Annotated in this window: 13 protein-coding genes; all 13 read left to right on the top strand. The window is 70.9% G+C overall.

The genetic code is table 11. From position 1 onward, the window contains the following. Positions 1 to 205: 205 nt before the first annotated feature. The 13 genes from ETU37_RS16180 to grpE all read left to right on the top strand — a co-directional run bounded on the left by ETU37_RS16180 (position 206) and on the right by grpE (position 16,651). Complete coding sequence (locus tag ETU37_RS16180) at positions 206 to 385, top strand: hypothetical protein (RefSeq protein ID WP_129988372.1); 180 nt, start codon at positions 206 to 208, stop codon at positions 383 to 385. Between the two features lie 9 nt (positions 386 to 394). Further along, positions 395 to 3,472, top strand: coding sequence for an ATP-binding protein (locus ETU37_RS16175; RefSeq protein ID WP_129988371.1), 3,078 nt, complete (start codon positions 395 to 397; stop codon positions 3,470 to 3,472). Between the two features lie 26 nt (positions 3,473 to 3,498). After that, complete coding sequence (locus ETU37_RS16170) at positions 3,499 to 4,224, top strand: ZIP family metal transporter (RefSeq protein ID WP_129988370.1); 726 nt, start codon at positions 3,499 to 3,501, stop codon at positions 4,222 to 4,224. A 44-nt stretch (positions 4,225 to 4,268) separates the two neighbouring features. Then, positions 4,269 to 5,582 carry an MFS transporter gene (locus ETU37_RS16165; protein WP_240755777.1) on the top strand — a complete coding sequence of 438 codons (1,314 nt, stop codon included), beginning with the start codon at positions 4,269 to 4,271 and terminating at the stop codon, positions 5,580 to 5,582. A gap of 77 nt (positions 5,583 to 5,659) precedes the next feature. Beyond that, positions 5,660 to 7,042 carry a cytochrome P450 gene (locus ETU37_RS16160; RefSeq protein WP_129988369.1) on the top strand — a complete coding sequence of 461 codons (1,383 nt, stop codon included), beginning with the start codon at positions 5,660 to 5,662 and terminating at the stop codon, positions 7,040 to 7,042. 168 nt (positions 7,043 to 7,210) lie between these two features. Then, positions 7,211 to 8,206, top strand: coding sequence for an ABC transporter permease (locus ETU37_RS16155; RefSeq protein WP_129988368.1), 996 nt, complete (start codon positions 7,211 to 7,213; stop codon positions 8,204 to 8,206). A 36-nt stretch (positions 8,207 to 8,242) separates the two neighbouring features. Next, on the top strand, positions 8,243 to 10,003 hold the full coding sequence (locus ETU37_RS16150) for an ABC transporter substrate-binding protein (protein ID WP_129988367.1): 1,761 nt from the start codon (positions 8,243 to 8,245) through the stop codon (positions 10,001 to 10,003). A 105-nt stretch (positions 10,004 to 10,108) separates the two neighbouring features. After that, positions 10,109 to 11,122: an ABC transporter permease gene (locus ETU37_RS16145; protein ID WP_129988366.1), complete on the top strand. Its 1,014-nt coding sequence runs from the start codon at positions 10,109 to 10,111 to the stop codon at positions 11,120 to 11,122. Beyond that, positions 11,119 to 12,192 (top strand): ABC transporter ATP-binding protein, encoded by a 1,074-nt coding sequence (locus ETU37_RS16140; protein ID WP_129988365.1) that lies wholly within the window; start codon positions 11,119 to 11,121, stop codon positions 12,190 to 12,192. The genes ETU37_RS16145 and ETU37_RS16140 overlap by 4 nt, the downstream gene beginning before the upstream one ends. A gap of 13 nt (positions 12,193 to 12,205) precedes the next feature. After that, positions 12,206 to 13,300 (top strand): ABC transporter ATP-binding protein, encoded by a 1,095-nt coding sequence (locus ETU37_RS16135; protein ID WP_129988364.1) that lies wholly within the window; start codon positions 12,206 to 12,208, stop codon positions 13,298 to 13,300. Positions 13,301 to 13,334: 34 nt separating this feature from the next. Beyond that, entirely contained in the window at positions 13,335 to 13,895 is a 561-nt protein-coding gene (locus tag ETU37_RS16130; protein ID WP_129988363.1) for a hypothetical protein, read from the top strand. A 282-nt stretch (positions 13,896 to 14,177) separates the two neighbouring features. Further along, positions 14,178 to 16,043, top strand: a complete 1,866-nt coding sequence (gene dnaK / locus ETU37_RS16125) for a molecular chaperone DnaK (RefSeq protein WP_129988362.1) — start codon at positions 14,178 to 14,180, stop codon at positions 16,041 to 16,043. Further along, positions 16,040 to 16,651, top strand: coding sequence for a nucleotide exchange factor GrpE (gene grpE / locus ETU37_RS16120; RefSeq protein ID WP_240755776.1), 612 nt, complete (start codon positions 16,040 to 16,042; stop codon positions 16,649 to 16,651). The genes dnaK and grpE overlap by 4 nt, the downstream gene beginning before the upstream one ends. Positions 16,652 to 16,678 lie beyond the last annotated feature (27 nt).

The raw sequence follows: 16,678 nt of genomic DNA, 5'->3' as shown, positions 1-16,678 counted from the left end.
AGGCATGTGGACGCTTCCCCAGCGAAATGCGCCTTGTGAAGCGTCAATAACCCCGCGTTACAGCCGGGTCCCGGCCCCTAAGGCACCCCCTCGGTAGACCTAAGGCACCCCGGTCCCGAGGCGGCGAGAGATAGGGATTCCTTCCGATGTCCGGGGCTACCTCAGAGGCGCATCTTTGACGTCATCAGAGAACCGAGGAGAGGTCATGATGATGAGTGAGATCGCCAGCGCTGCGATGGAGCCGTTCTGGTCCGCCGAGCTCGACTACCGGCGCGAGCGGGCCGCCCGCGAGTGGGGTTCCGGCGGACGTCGCCGGCTGCGGATCCGCCGCCGGCGGACGCTGAAGCTGCCCCAGCCGAGCCGTCGTCCCGTCGCCGTCGCCTGACCCGCGGGGATGAGCATCCCGCAGGTCGCGGCGGCGCCGGCCGGCACCACCGGCACCACCGGCACCACCGAATCCAGCGACACCGAGCAGGACGCCCCGGGTGACGACGCGAAAACCGCGCGCCACCTGTCGGTCGTCGGCGAGATGATGGGGCTCGTGGCCCCTGACACCGACGCCGCCGCACCGATCCTGGGACGCGACCGCGAGCTCGCCCACCTCGCCGAGCAGATCGGCCTGGACGACGAGCCGCGGTCGCGTGCTGTCCTCCTCGCCGGCGACGCCGGGGTCGGCAAGACCCGCGTCCTCGGCGAGCTGATCGCGCGGGCGGAGAGCGCCGGCTGGCGTACGGCGGTCGGCCACTGCCTCGACTTCGGCGACAGCGCCCTGCCCTACCTCCCGTTCAGCGAGCTGTTCGGCCGCCTCGAGCGCTCCGACGCCGAGGCCACCCGCCACCTCACCGAGCAGCACCCCGCACTGCTCCACCTCCAGCCCGGCCGCCGCATGCTGTCCGGCGCCGCCGCGAGTCCCGGCGAGGGCCTCGACCGCGGCGACCTGTTCGAGTCCGTCCACGGCGCGCTCGACGAGCTCGCCGCCGACACGCCCCTCCTCGTCGTGGTCGAGGACGCCCACTGGGCCGACCGCTCGACCCGCGACCTCCTCTCCTTCCTCTTCTCCCGCCCGTTCCGCAACCCCGTCGCCGTCGTCGTCTCCTACCGCTCCGACGACCTCCACCGCCGCCACCCGCTGCGTACGACGGTGGCCGAGTGGGTGCGCGTCCCGGGCGTGGTGCGGGTGGCGCTGCCGCCCCTCGCCGACGCCGACGTACGGCGACTCGTCCGCACGCTCCACGGCGGCGAGCTGTCCCAGGCCGACCTGCTGACGATCGTCACGCGCGCCGAGGGCAACGCGTTCTTCGCCGAGGAGCTCGTCGCCGCCGAGCTCGGCGCGCACGGACTGCCGGACGACCTCGCCGACCTCCTGCTGGTCCGGCTCGACCGGCTCGACGACGACGGCAGGCGGGTGGTCCGCGCCGCCTCGGTCGCCGGCCGCCGGGTCCCGCACGCGATGCTCAGCGTGGTCCTCGACCTCGACCCCGACACCTTCGAGCGCGCCGTCCGCGCCGCCGTCGAGTCGCACGTGCTGGTCCGGGTGGGCGCCGACGGCTACGCCTTCCGGCACGCGCTGCTCGCCGAGGCGGTCTACGACGACCTGCTCCCGGGCGAACGCGTCCGGCTGCACGCGGCGTACGCCGAGGCCATCGGCAGCCAGGCCGTCGACGGCACCGCCGCCGAGCTCGCCCGCCACGCCCGCGCCGCCCACGACCTCGACACCGCGCTGCGGGCCAGCATCGAGGCCGGCGACGACGCGATGTCGGTCGGTGGTCCCGACGAGGCCGCCCAGCACTACGAGGCCGCGCTCGAGCTGCTGTCGGACCCGCGCCGCGCGCTGCCCGAGGACGTCGACACGATCTCGCTGGTCATGCGCACCAGCGACGCGGTGATCGCGTCCGGCCACCCGCAACGCGCCCAGAAGCTCGTGCGCGACCAGCTGTCTCGTCTCCCGGGAGACGCGCCCGCCCACCACCGGGCGCGTCTCCTGATGGCGTGGGCCGGCGCCACCCTGCTCACGGAGGACGACGAGCAGGCGCTCGACGCGACCACCGAGGCGATGGCGCTCGTCGACGACGAGCCCAGCCCGCTGCGCGGCAAGCTGCTGGCCGTCCACGCCCGGGCCCAGCTCGCCCACGGCCGCGACGAGGACGCCGCCCAGTTCGCGACCGAGGCCCTGGGCCTGGCCCAGAAGCTCGACCTGGCCATGGTCGTCGCCGACGCGACCACGACCCTCGCGGGTGTCGACCAGCGCGTCGGCGACCCGGACGCCGCGCTCCGGGCCCTCGAGGGCATCGTCAGCCGGGCTCGCGCGACCCGCGACACCGCCACCGAGATGCGCAGCCAGTTCCTGATCGGCCACCTCCACCACGAACGCGCCGACCTTCCGGCGGCGGCCGAGTCCTTCCGCGCGGGCGACCAGGTGGCCCGCACCGCCGGCCGGCCGTGGGCGCCGTACGGCTTCGACTCGCGGCTGTTCGAGGCGCTCACCCACTACCAGCGCGGCGCGTGGGACGACGCGCTCGCCGCGGCCGACCGGGTCAGCACCCCGGGCCCGCCGGTCGCCGAGGCGCTGCTCGACGCGGTCCGCATGACGGTGGCCGCCGGCCGCGGCGAGCCCGACGGCCGGCTCATGCACGACCGGCTCCGACCGCACTGGGAGAAGGACGGCATGATCCCCGTCCTGACCGTCCCGGCCGCCATCGACGCGCACGGCGACGCGGGTGACCTCGACGCAGCGATCGCCGTCCACGACGAAGGCGTCGCAGCGCTCTCGGCGATGTGGAGCGAGCACTTCCAGGCCCGCATCCGCTTCGTCGCCGTCCTGCTCGGCCAGCTCGCGTCCGCGGCGCCACGCCTGTCCGCCGCCGAACGCGCCGCTCTGGTCGACCGGCTGCCGCCGCTCCTCGGCGCGGTCGAGGGGGCCCGACAGCGGGTCAAGAAGCGCAAGCGTCCATTCGGTCCCGAGGGCAACGCCTGGCTCGCCCGGGCCCATGCCGAGCACCTCCGGCTGCGCTGGCTCGCCGATGTCGAACCGCCCGCCGAGGACGACCTGGTCGCGGCCTGGCAGGCAGCCGTCGACGCGTTCGACCTGATGGGCAACGCGTTCGAGACGGCCCGCTCCCAGGCCCGCCTGGCCGCCGTCCTGCGCGCCGCGGGCCGCTCCGACGAGGCGCGGCCGCTGGTCGACGCCGCCCGCGCGACCGCGGAGCGGCTCGACGCCGAGCCGCTGCTCACCGAGCTGCGCGGCGCCGGCGGCCCTCGAGCGCGCGCCGAGTCGCCCAGCGAGCTGACCGCCCGGGAGGCCGAGATCCTGTCTCTCGTCGCCGAGGGCCGCAGCAACGGCGAGATCGGGCGGCAGCTGTTCATCAGCGCCAAGACCGTCAGCGTGCACGTCAGCAACATTCTCGCCAAGCTCGGTGCCGCCGGGCGCACCGAGGCGGCCGCCATCGCCCGCCGCGACGGGTTGCTGCCCTGACCGCGTGGGCCGCCTAGCCTGACCGTGTGCTCGAAGCCGCCTGGTGGGGGTTCGTCGGGGGAGCCGCACTGCTCCTCGGCGCGGCGATCGGCGTGCTCTGGGACGTGCCGCACCGGATCGTCGGCCTGGTCATGGGCTTCGGCGCCGGCGTGCTCTTCAGCGCGCTCGCGTTCGAGCTGACAGCCGAGGCCTACCTGTCCGCCGGCGCGCCTCCCGTGGCGCTCGGCCTGCTCACGGGCGCGCTCGTCTACTTCGCCGGCGACGAGTGGCTCGACCGGCGAGGCGCGCACCGCCGCAAGAACCCGGCCGGCGCCCAGCCCGACGCGGCCGCCTCCGCGCTCGTCCTCGGTGCCCTCCTCGACGGCATCCCGGAGTCCGCGGCGATCGGCCTGAGCCTCGTCGACGGCGGCGGGGTCGGCGTCGCCGTCGTCACCGCGGTCTTCCTCTCCAACGTCCCCGAGGCGTTGGCGTCCTCCGCCGGCATGCGCAAGGCGGGGCAGAGCAGTCGGCACATCTTCGGCGTATGGGCGCTGGTCACCCTCGCCGGCACGGTCGCGGCCGCCCTCGGCTACGGCCTGCTCGGCGACGCCGACCCGCGGTGGGTCGCCGCCACCCAGGCGTTCGCCGCCGGCGCGATCCTCACCATGCTCGCCGACACGATGCTGCCCGAGGCGGTCGAGCACGCCGGCCGGCTCGTCGGCCTCGTGACGGTGCTCGGCTTCGTCTCCGCCTTCCTGCTCAGCGTCGTCTGAAAACCGGCTGCACCACCGACATCCGCCTGCGAGACTTCCCGCTCGTGACACTGCGGGACCGGCTCAAGGCGATGCGCCTCGACACCACGCCGTTGCGGCAGCACCGCGACTTCCGTCTCCTCTTCGTCGCCGGGACGGTCTTCTACCTCGGCGGGATGGTGTCGTACGTCGCCGTCCCCTACCAGCTCTACGACCTGACCGGCTCCAACTTCGCCGTCGGCGCGCTGGGCATCGCCGAGCTCGTCCCGCTGCTCGTCTTCGGCCTGTACGGCGGAGCGCTGGCCGACCACGTGGACCGGCGCAGGCTGCTGATCGGCACGGCGCTCGCGCAGGTCGCGCTCACCGGCGTCCTCGCCTGGAACGCCTTCCTCGACGACCCGCACGTCTGGCTCATCTACGTCGTCGGGGCGCTCCTCGCGACCGCCGGCGCCCTGCAGCGCCCGTCGAAGGACGCCCTCGAGCCGCGCACCGTCCCGCACGACCAGATCGCCGCGGCGAGCGCGCTGTCGTCGTTCGGCATGCAGATCGGGCTCCTGACCGGTCCCGCCATCGGCGGCGTCCTGCTCGCGACCGTCGGCATCGGCTGGTGCTTCGTCGTCGACGTCGCCGGCCTGGTTGCCGCGACGCTCCTCTTCCTCCTGATGCGCCCCTACCCCCACACCGGCGAGACCACCCCGCCCAGCCTGCGCGCGATCAAGGAGGGCGTGGTCTACGCCGCCCGGCGCCGCGACCTGCTCGGCACCTACCTCGTCGACATCGCTGCAATGCTGCTCGCGATGCCGGTCGTGCTGTTCCCCGCCCTCGTCCAGGACATCTTCGAGCAGCCCCAGCTGCTCGGGCTGCTCTACTCGGCGGAGACCGTCGGCGCCATGGTCGCCACCGCCACGTCGGGCTGGGTCGCCCGGGTGCACCACCACGGCCGCGCGATCGTCATCGCCGCGACGTGCTACGGCATCGCGATCGCGCTGATGGGACTCGCGCCCAGCCTGGTCACCGCCGCGCTGTTCCTCGCGATCGCCGGCGCCGCCGACATGATCAGCGGCATCTTCCGCTCGACCGTCTGGAACCAGACCATCCCCGACCACATGCGCGGCCGCCTCGCCGGCATCGAGATGCTGTCGTACTCCCTCGGCCCCCTCGGCGGCCAGGTCCGCGCCGGGCTCGTCGCCGACGCCTGGTCGGTGCGCGCGTCGATCACCAGCGGAGGCATCGCCTGCGTCGTCGGCGTCACCGCGACAGCTCTGTGGCTGCGCGACTTCTGGTCGTACGACGCCCGCACCGACGAGCACGCGATCGCGGAGCGCGAGGCCCGGGCCCGCGCGGCCGCCGGCTCCGGCGAGCAGCCCGAGGTCTCCTGAGCCGGCCCCTGTCCAGCGCGGCGACATACCCGTAGTATGCGAAATCAGGAACACGTTCCAGCGACGGGAGCCCCGCCATGACCGTGACCGACGAGCGACTCGAACGGATGCGCCCGTTCACCGGCGACGCCGCGCCGCGGCTCGACCGCCGCGCCCTGCCGCCCGGTCCGCGCTGGCCCGCGCTCGTGCAGAGCATCGCGCTGGTGCGCTTCCGGCACTGGTTCGTCCCGCGGATGCACCGGCGCTACGGCGACGTGTTCACGGTGCGGCTCATGCCCGAGGGCTCCGCGCTGGTGCTGTTCACCCGGCCCGAGCACGCCAAGGAGATCTTCGCCGGCGACCCGGAGGTCTTCCACGCCGGCAAGGGCAACGCGATCCTCGGCCCGATCATGGGCGAGCACTCCCTGCTGCTCCAGGACTCCACCGAGCACAAGCGCGCCCGACGGCTGCTGATGCCGGCGTTCAACGGCGCGGCGCTGCGCGGCTACCAGGACCTCGTCACCGACATCGCGCGGGCGGAGGTCGCAACCTGGCGCCCCGGCGAGACCTTCCGCTCGCTCGATCGGATGAACCGGCTGACGCTCGAGGTGATCCTCCGCGTGGTCTTCGGCGTGACCGACGAGGCCCGGCTCGCCGAGCTGCGCCCGCTCGTCAACCGCACCGTCGACATCAATCCCGCGGTCCTGCTCGGCTGGGGCTACCCCTGGCTGCAGCGGTTCGGACCGTGGAAGCGCACCGTCGACAACCAGCGCGAGCTCGACCGGGTGATGTACGCCGAGATCGCCGAACGCCGCGCCGCGGCCGATCTCGCCGAGCGCACCGACGTGCTGTCCCGGCTGCTCCAGGTCGGCACCGACGGCGCCGGAGAGGAGCCGCTCTCCGACGCCGAGCTCCGCGACCAGCTCGTCACCCTGCTGCTCGCCGGCCACGAGACCACGGCGACCGCGCTGTCCTGGGCGCTCTACGAGCTCGGCAAGGACCCGGGTCACCTCGCCCGCGCCCGCGATGCCGCCGTCAGCGGCGACGACGACCACCTCGAGGCGGTGCTGAAGGAGTCCATGAGGCTGCACCCGGTGATCCCGATGGTGGTGCGGCACCTCATGCAGCCGGCGACCATCGGAGGTCGCGAGCTGCCGCGCGGCGCCAACGTCGGGCCGTCGATCATCATCAGCCACGCCCGCGAGGACAACTTCGCGGACCCGGAGGTCTTCCGACCCGCAAGGTTCTCCGAGGGCCACGTGGCGCCCAACACCTGGATCCCGTTCGGCGGCGGCGTCCGGCGCTGCATCGGGGCCGGCTTCTCCCTCATGGAGGGCGTCGCGGTGCTGCGCGAGGTGCTGGCGGCGTACGACGTCGCGCTGCCCGACGGCCCGGCCGACTACCCCCGCGTCCGCAACATCACCAGCGTCCCGCGCCACGGCGCGCGGGTGACGGTCACGCCCCGGCCCGGACGCGCCTGACGTCGGCCCCGGGCCACCGGGGTGGTGGTGACGCTCTCGCGACTTGCGAGTCACGATTGGGCAACACGGTCCTGTCGATCCTTGACTCCGGGTGCCCCAGGGACGACGTTTGGCTGTCGGCGTACCCGTCCCGGTGCGTCGAGGCCGGCCTGTGGAGGAAGAGCACGCGTGAGCACGCCCCTGGAGCTCGGGCCGTCCGGCAGTGTCGCGGCCGACGAGGCAGCGCTCGCCGGCGGTGACAAGATCGAAGGTCGCTCGCTCGGGCAGATCGCGTGGCGGCGGCTCAAGCGCGACAAGGTCGCGATCGCCGGCTTCGTGTTCCTGGTCTTCCTGATCCTCGTCGCGGTCTTCGCGCCGCTGATCGTGAAGCTCCTCGGCGACCCGCCCACTCAGTTCCACCAGGACCTCATCGACACGGCCGGGGGCACCCTGCTGCCGACCGGGAACTTCGGCGGCATGAGCTGGGACCACCTGATGGGCGTGGAGCCGGTCAACGGCCGCGACATCTTCAGCCGGGTCGTCTACGGCGCGCGCATCTCGCTGCTGATCGCGTTCTTCGCGACGCTGGTCTCCGTGGTGATCGGCACGACCATGGGCGTCGTCGCCGGCTTCTTCGGCGGCTGGGTCGACTCGGTCATCAGCCGGCTCATGGACATGTTCCTGGCGTTCCCCCTGCTGGTCTTCGCGATCGCGCTCGCCGGTGTCTTCCCCGACCGGGCCTTCGGCATCCAGGGCAACACGCTGCGCATCGTGCTGCTGGTCTTCATCATCGGCTTCTTCAACTGGCCCTACATCGGCCGCATCATCCGCGGCCAGACGCTGTCGCTGCGTCAGCGCGAGTTCGTCGACGCCTCGCGCAGCCTCGGCGCACGGCGGCCGTACATCCTGTTCACCGAGCTGCTGCCGAACCTGGTCGCGCCGATCCTCGTCTACGCGACGCTGCTGATCCCGACCAACATCCTGTTCGAGGCGGCGCTCTCGTTCCTCGGCGTCGGCGTGCGACCGCCGACCCCGACCTGGGGCGGCATGCTCTCGGACGCCGTGACCTTCTACACGAGCCCGCACTTCATGCTCTGGCCCGGCCTGGCGATCTTCGCCACCGTCCTGGCCTTCAACCTGTTCGGCGACGGGCTGCGCGACGCGCTCGATCCTCGAACCCGCTAAGGGAAACACCACACCTCAAAGAAGGGGTCAACACTGATGAGGAACACCCGGTGGAGGGCACTCGGTGCTCTCGCTGCGGTCGCCGCACTCACGCTGAGTGCGTGCGGCGGCGGCGATTCCGGTGACGGCGACGGAGGGGACAGCGGCTCGTCCGCGACCCCCGAGTTCAACGCCGCGCTGAGCGAGGTCTACAACCCGTCCGACAAGAAGGGCGGCATCATCAAGGCAGCCCACTCGAGCGACTGGGACACGCTCGACCCGGGTGAGACGTACTACGGCTTCTCGTGGAACTTCGCCCGCTTGTACGGCCGTTCGCTGCTGATGTTCAAGGCCGCCCCGGGCGACGCGAGCAACGAGCTCGTGCCCGACCTGGCCGAGGACCTCGGCGAGCCGAGCGACGGCGGCAAGACCTGGACCTACAAGATCCGTGAGGGCGTGAAGTACGAGGACGGCACCGAGGTCACCGCCGCGGACGTCAAGTACGCCGTGCTCCGGTCGACCGACAAGAAGACGTTCCCGAACGGCCCGGCCTACTTCGAGCAGTTCCTCGACCTGCCCAAGGGCTGGGAGAGCGTCTACAAGACGCCGGACCTGGACACCGACCAGGCGATCGAGACCCCGGACGACTACACCATCGTCTTCCACCTCAAGCAGCCGTTCGCCGGGTTCGACTACCTGGCCCAGCTGACCCAGACGATGCCGATCCCGCAGGACAAGGACAGCGGTGCGGAGTACCGCAACGAGATCGTCTCCACGGGCCCGTACAAGTTCCAGGACCTCCAGCCCGGCAAGGGCTTCAAGCTGGTCCGCAACGACCAGTGGGACCAGTCGACCGACCCGAACCGCAAGGCCCTGCCGGACGGCTGGGACGTGCAGCTCAACGTCAACGCCGACGACATCGACCAGCGGCTGCAGACCGGTGACCTCCAGGTCGACCTGGCCGGCACCGGCGTCCAGCCGGCCGCGATGAGCCAGGTGCTCTCCGACCCGGCCAAGAAGGCCAACGTCGACAACCCGACCATCGCGCGGCTCTGGTACACCTCGATCAACCCGACCGTGAAGCCGTTCGACAACATCGACTGCCGCAAGGCCGTCATGTACGCGATGGACCACAAGTCGTACCAGACGGCCTACGGCGGCGAGTTCGCCGGCGGCGACCTGGCCACGACGATCCTGCCCCCGCAGATCCCGGGCTACGAGAAGTTCGACCTCTTCCAGGCCGGCGAGACCGGTGACCTGGACAAGGCCAAGCAGGCGCTGGCGGACTGCGGTCAGCCGGACGGCTTCGAGACCGCCATGGCGTTCCGCTCGGACCGCCCGAAGGAGGAGGCCACCGCCGAGGCGTTCCAGCAGGCGCTGGACCGCGTGGGCATCAAGGTCGAGCTCAAGGGCTACCCGGCGGCAACGTACTTCTCCGAGAACTGCGGCCTCCCGCCGTTCGTGGTGAAGAACAACCTCGGTCTGTGCACCAACGGCTGGGGCGCCGACTGGAACGACGGCTTCGGCTTCCTGTCGCAGATCGTGGACAGCCGGGTCATCCGTGAGACCGGTGGTTCGTCGAACACGAGCGTCCGGATCCCCGAGGTCGACAAGATGCTCGACGCGGCGGTCCTCGAGCTCGACGACGCCAAGCGCGAGGCCGACTGGGCCGAGATCGACAAGCGCGTCATGGAGGAGGCCGTGGTCTACCCGGGTGTCTACGCCAAGAGCGTCCTCGTCCGCGGTCAGGACCTGACCAACGTGTTCGTCAACGACTCGTTCGGCATGTACGACTACATGTCGATGGGTGTCCAGTGACCCTCGGGTCACCTGCCACCCCTCGTCAGTAGCCACCACGAGTGAGGCACGCGGTGCCCGGCCGGGGAGACCCTCCCCGGCCGGGCACCTCGGCCGGAGAAATGCGTGATCACCTACATCATCCGGCGACTCGTCGCAGCGATCGTGCTGCTGTTCGTCGTCAGCGCCATCACCTTCTCGATCTTCTACCTGGTGCCCCGGCTCGCCGGTGCGACGCCGGAGTCGCTTGCGACCCGCTACGTCGGCCGCGCCGCCGACGTGGAGACGGTCGAGCTCACCGCTGAACGGCTCGGGTTCTACGACCCGATCTGGGTGCAGTACGGCAACTGGGCGAAGGGCGTCGTGGTCGGCACGACGTACGACATGGGCGCCCAGGACGTCGAGTGCCCCGCCCCGTGCCTCGGCTACTCGTTCATCACCCGCCAGGCGGTGTTCCCGGAGCTGATGGACCGTGCCCCCGTCACCTTCGCGCTGGCCATCGGCGCCTCGATCCTGTGGCTGATCACCGGGGTGTCGATCGGCGTGCTCTCCGCGCTCAAACGCGGAAGCTTCTTCGACCGCTTCGCGATGATCTTCGCGTTGGCGGGAGTGTCGATGCCGATCTTCTGGACCGGCCTCATGGCGTTGGCCTTCTTCAGCTACAAGTTCAACATCACCGCGCCTGGCGGCTCCTACACACCCTTCACGCAGAACCCGGCCGCGTGGGCGTACGACCTGCTGCTGCCGTGGATCACCCTGTCGCTGCTGTTCAGCGCCCAGTACGCCCGGCTGACCCGGGCGGGCATGCTCGAGACGATGAACGAGGACTACGTCCGCACCGCGCGGGCCAAGGGCCTGGTCGAGAAGCGCGTGGTGGTCAAGCACGGGCTGCGCGGCGCGCTGACCCCGATCGTCACCATCTTCGGTCTCGACTTCGGCCTGCTGATCGGTGGTGCGGTGCTCACCGAGCGGGTGTTCTCCCTGAACGGCCTGGGGAACTACGCCGTCCAGGGCATCTTCGCCAACGACCTGCCCAAGATCCTCGGCGTGACCCTGCTGGCGGCGGTCTTCGTCGTGATGGCCAACCTGATCGTCGACATCCTGTACGCCGTCGTCGACCCGAGGGTGAGGACCCGATGAGCGAGAGCACCTCCACGCTGCGCGAGCCGGCACCCGGCCCGACCGGGGACGGCGAGCCGTTCCTCGACGTACGCGACCTGCGTGTGCACTTCCCGACCGACGACGGCCTGGTGAAGTCCGTGGACGGCCTGTCCTTCCACGTGCACCGGGGCAAGACGCTCGGCATCGTGGGCGAGTCGGGGTCCGGCAAGAGCGTGACGAGCATGTCCGTGATGGGCCTGCACAAGCAGGGCACCGCGAACATCTCCGGCCAGATCCTCGTCGACGGCACGGACGTCGTCGGGTCGTCGCCGGAGATCGTGCGCAAGATGCGCGGCAAGCGGATGGCGATGATCTTCCAGGACCCGCTGTCGGCGATGCACCCGTACTACACGGTGGGCAACCAGATCATCGAGGCGTACCGGATCCACAACGACGTCTCGAAGGACAGGGCCCGCCAGCACGCCATCGAGATGCTCGACCGGGTCGGCATCCCCGAGCCGCACCAGCGCGTCGACTCCTATCCCCACCAGTACTCCGGCGGCAGGCGGCAGCGCGCCATGATCGCGATGGCGCTCTCGTGCGACCCCGAGCTGCTCATCGCGGACGAGCCCACCACCGCGCTCGACGTGACCGTGCAGGCGCAGATCCTCGACCTGATCCGCGACCTGCAGAAGGAGTTCCACTCCGCGGTCATCATCATCACCCACGACCTCGGCGTGGTCGCCGAGCTGGCCGACGACATCCTCGTGATGTACGCCGGACGGTCGGTGGAGTACGGCACCGCGGACCAGATCTTCAACGAGCCGGAGCACCCCTACACGTGGGGCCTGCTCGGGTCGATGCCGCGCTTCGACCGGGTGCGCTCGGAGCGGCTGCTGCCGATCCCCGGCTCGCCGCCCAGCCTGATCAACGTGCCCAAGGGCTGCGCGTTCAACCCGCGCTGCCGGTTCGCCGATCTCAACGGCGACCTGAGCACGACCGAGCGGCCCGAGCTGGTGGACGCCGGGCACAACCACCTCGTGGCCTGCCACCTGCCGCCCGCGAAGCGTCGCGAGCTGTGGCGCGACGAGATCCAGCCGAAGCTCTGAGTCGAGGAGAGAGATGACTGTCACCGACCCGAGCGGCGCCGCACGCGCCGAGGGGGCCGGCACCGCCGAGCGGCGGGAGCTGCTGAAGGTCACCGGGCTGGTCAAGCACTTCCCGATCCGCAAGGGCCTGCTCCAGAAGCAGGTCGCGGCGGTGCAGGCCGTCGACGGCCTCGACTTCACCGTCCGTGAGGGCGAGACCCTGTCGCTGGTCGGTGAGTCCGGCTGCGGCAAGAGCACCACCGGCCGGCTGATCACCCGGCTCGAGGAGCCCACGGCCGGGAAGATCGAGTTCGAGGACCGCGACATCACGCACCTCAAGGACGGGCCGATGCGCCCGCTGCGGCGCGACATCCAGATGATCTTCCAGGACCCGTACTCCTCGCTGAACCCGCGGCACACGGTCGGCAAGATCGTCAGCGCCCCGTTCCACCTGCAGGACGTCAAGCCCGAGGGTGGCGTGAAGAAGGCGGTCCAGGACCTGCTGGAGCTGGTCGGGCTCAACCCCGAGCACTACAACCGTTACCCGCACGAGTTCTCCGGAGGCCAGCGGCAGCGCATCGGCATCGCCCGCACGCTCGCGCTCAAGCCGCGGCTGATCGTGGCCGACGAGCCGGTCTCGGCGCTCGACGTGTCCATCCAGGCGCAGGTGGTGAACCTGCTCGAGGACCTGCAGGACGAGCTCAACCTGACCTACGTGATGATCGCCCACGACCTGTCGGTGGTCCGGCACGTGTCGGACCGGGTGGCCGTCATGTACCTCGGCAAGATCGTCGAGATCGCCGACCGCGACCCGCTCTACGAGAGGCCGATGCACCCGTACACGGTCGCGCTGATGTCCGCCGTACCGATCCCGGACACGAAGCGTCGGCACGAGCGCGAGCGGATCCGGCTGCAGGGCGACGTGCCCTCGCCGATCAACCCGCCGCCCGCCTGCCGCTTCCACACCCGGTGCTGGAAGGCGCAGGACATCTGCAAGACGCAGGAGCCCCCGCTGGTCGAGCTGGCGCCGCGGCACCAGGTCGCCTGCCACTTCCCGGAGAACGCGCCGGCCGGTACGTCGGACACCCCGTCGGGCGACGTTCCCCCGGCGGACCCGGGGAGTCGCTGACGCGGCACCTTGTCGCGTCGGGGATGATCGGGGCATGGCACGGCTGGACGACGAGGCTTCCTGGAGCCGCACGCTGCTGATGGGCCTCGGTGCCCTCGTGGCGGTGTCGCTGCTCGTCGGCCTGATCGTCGGCGCGATCGCCTTCGGCGCCGCGAAGATGTCCGGCATCGGCGAGGCGGCCGACGGTCCGACGCAGGAGCCGAGCCTCTACATCCCGTCCGGCAAGCCGAGCACCAGCCCCGAGGCGTACCCCGACCCGCCGGAGGTGTCCGACTCCCCGACCGAGGAGCCGAGCCCCACCGAGGAGCCGAGTCCGTCGAAGCCGGCCCGTCCGATCACGCTCCAGGGCTACCCGACCACGGTGGCGCCGGGGGAGCGGATCAACCTCACCGGCGTCTTCCGCGCCGGCGAGGGCGCCCGCCTGCAGGTCCAGCGCTTCGAGGGCGGCTGGACCAACTTCCCGGTGACCGCCACGGTCCGCGGCGGCACCTTCGAGACCTACGTGCTGACCAGCCGCACCGGCCAGCAGCGCTTCCGGGTCGTCGACATGGCCACCGGGCAGGCCTCGAACGCCGTCCGCGTCACCATCGGCTGAGCGCCCGCGGGGAGGCGTCGGTTTCCCACCATCTGCTGGGAAACCGACGCATCTAGGCCGAAACTTCGCACCGGCCGCGCCAGTTTCTGCAGGGGAGCGGCCCGGGCAGCGCCCCGTCGTACACACGGGTCCGGGAATCCTGCGGCACCACCGGCTCGTTGTGCTGCGTGAGCGACGCTACAAGAAGTTGAGTTGAAGCGACTCAACTTGTTTGACAGACTCGACGCAGACGCCGCAGAGTCGGCGTCGAACCAGAACTTGCACGTCAACAGGAGGTAGTCCATGGCTCGCGCGGTCGGCATCGATCTCGGTACCACCAACTCCGTCGTCGCCGTCCTCGAGGGCGGTGAGCCCACGGTGATCGCCAACGCCGAGGGCGCGCGCACCACCCCGTCGGTGGTCGCGTTCGCCAAGAACGGCGAGGTCCTCGTCGGTGAGGTCGCCAAGCGGCAGGCCGTCACCAACGTCGACCGCACCATCCGGTCGGTCAAGCGCCACATGGGCACCGACTGGAAGCAGAAGGTCGACGACAAGACGTTCACCCCCCAGCAGATCTCCGCGTTCGTGCTGCAGAAGCTCAAGCGCGATGCCGAGGCGTACCTCGGCGAGACCGTGACCGACGCGGTCATCACCGTCCCGGCGTACTTCTCCGACGCGCAGCGCCAGGCCACCAAGGAGGCCGGCGAGATCGCGGGCCTCACCGTCAGCCGCATCGTCAACGAGCCGACCGCGGCGGCGCTGGCCTACGGCCTCGACAAGGAGAGCGACCAGACCATCCTCGTCTTCGACCTCGGCGGCGGCACGTTCGACGTGTCCCTGCTCGAGATCGGCGAGGGCGTCGTCGAGGTCAAGGCGACCTCCGGCGACAACCACCTCGGTGGTGACGACTGGGACACCCGCCTCGTCGAGTGGATGGTCAAGAAGTTCAAGGACAACAACGGCGTCGACCTCGGCAGCGACAAGATCGCCAAGCAGCGCCTCCAGGAGGCCGCCGAGAAGGCGAAGATCGAGCTCTCCTCGTCGAGTGAGACCACGATCCACCTGCCCTACATCACGCACTCCGAGTCCGGCCCGCTGCACTTCGAGGAGAAGATCAGCCGCGGCGAGTTCCAGCGGATGACGCAGGACCTGCTCGACCGGACCAAGGAGCCGTTCCGCCAGGTCATCAAGGACGCCGGCATCGACGTCGCCAAGATCGACCACGTCATCCTGGTCGGCGGCTCGACCCGCATGCCCGCGGTGGCCGAGGTCGTCAAGGAGCTGACCGGCGGCAAGGAGCCCAACAAGGGCGTGAACCCCGACGAGGTCGTCGCGGTCGGCGCCGCGCTCCAGGCCGGCGTGCTCAAGGGCGAGGTCAAGGACGTCCTGCTCCTCGACGTCACCCCCCTGAGCCTCGGCATCGAGACCAAGGGCGGCGTGATGACGCGCCTCATCGAGCGCAACACCACGATCCCGACCAAGCGGTCCGAGGTCTTCACCACGGCCGACGACAACCAGCCGTCGGTGATGATCCAGGTCTACCAGGGCGAGCGCCAGATGGCCGCGCAGAACCAGCCGCTCGGCAACTTCGAGCTGACCGGCCTGCCCCCGGCCCCGCGCGGCGTCCCGCAGATCGAGGTGTCCTTCGACATCGACGCCAACGGCATCGTCAGCGTCTCCGCCAAGGACCGCGGCACCGGCCGCGAGCAGTCCATGACCATCACCGGCGGCTCGGCCCTCTCCAAGGACGAGATCGACAAGATGATCAAGGACGCCGAGCAGTACGCCGAGGAGGACCGCCGCCGCAAGGAGGCCGTCGAGACCCGCAACCAGGCCGAGGGCGTCGTCTACTCCACCGAGAAGTTCCTCGAGGAGAACGGCGACAAGGTGCCCGAGGACGTCAAGACCGAGGTCCGCGCCGACGTCGACGCGCTGAAGGCGGCCCTCGAGAAGTCCGGCGAGGACGACGACGCCACCTCCGCCATCCAGGCCGCGCTCACCAAGCTCAACGAGTCCAGCCAGAAGATGGGCGCCGCGATGTACGCCGCCGGCCAGGCCGACGCGGCCGCCGCCGGTGGCACCACCGGCACGGGTGACGCGGACGAGGACGTGGTCGACGCCGAGATCGTCGAGGACGACAACGACAGCACGGACGGTGACAGCAAGTGACGGAGCAGCACTTTCCCGACGAGGGCATGACCTCGTTCGACACGGAGGGTGATGCCCGCGGCGGCGAGACGGGGTCCCCGGACGTCCAGGCGTCCGGGGCCCCGGCCGCCGAGGAGCCGCAGCAGGAGTTCCCGCTCGATGACCCGCTCGCGGCGGCCCAGGCCGACGTCCTGGGGCTCACCGCGGACCTGCAGCGGCTCCAGGCCGAGTACGTCAACTACAAGCGCCGGGTCGACCGCGACCGCGAGCTGGTGCTCGAGAACGCCCGGTACTCCATCCTCTCCTCGCTGCTCCCGGTCCTCGACGACCTCGACCGGGCCCGGGAGCACGGCGAGCTGGAGGGCGGCTTCAAGGCCGTCGCCGACTCGCTGGAGCGGATCGTCGCCGGTCAGGGCCTGGTGAAGTTCGGCGCCCCGGGCGACGAGTTCGACCCGCGGCTGCACGAGGCGCTGATGCACGCGCACTCGCCCGACGTCACCACGACGACGTGCCAGCACATCGTCAACGCCGGCTACAAGATCGGCGAGCGCGTCGTACGCCCCGCCAAGGTCACGGTCGTCGACCCGGAGCCCGCGGGCGAGCCGGGCGGCGCGCCGACCGAGGCCTGACCGCCCGCACGGTCGAGAATCACCGCA

Source organism: Nocardioides iriomotensis, assembly GCF_004168035.1.
Lineage (GTDB): Bacteria > Actinomycetota > Actinomycetes > Propionibacteriales > Nocardioidaceae > Nocardioides_B > Nocardioides_B iriomotensis.
The sequence above is the reverse complement of the archived record's forward strand: the minus strand, read 5'-3'. Positions and strand labels throughout refer to the sequence as shown.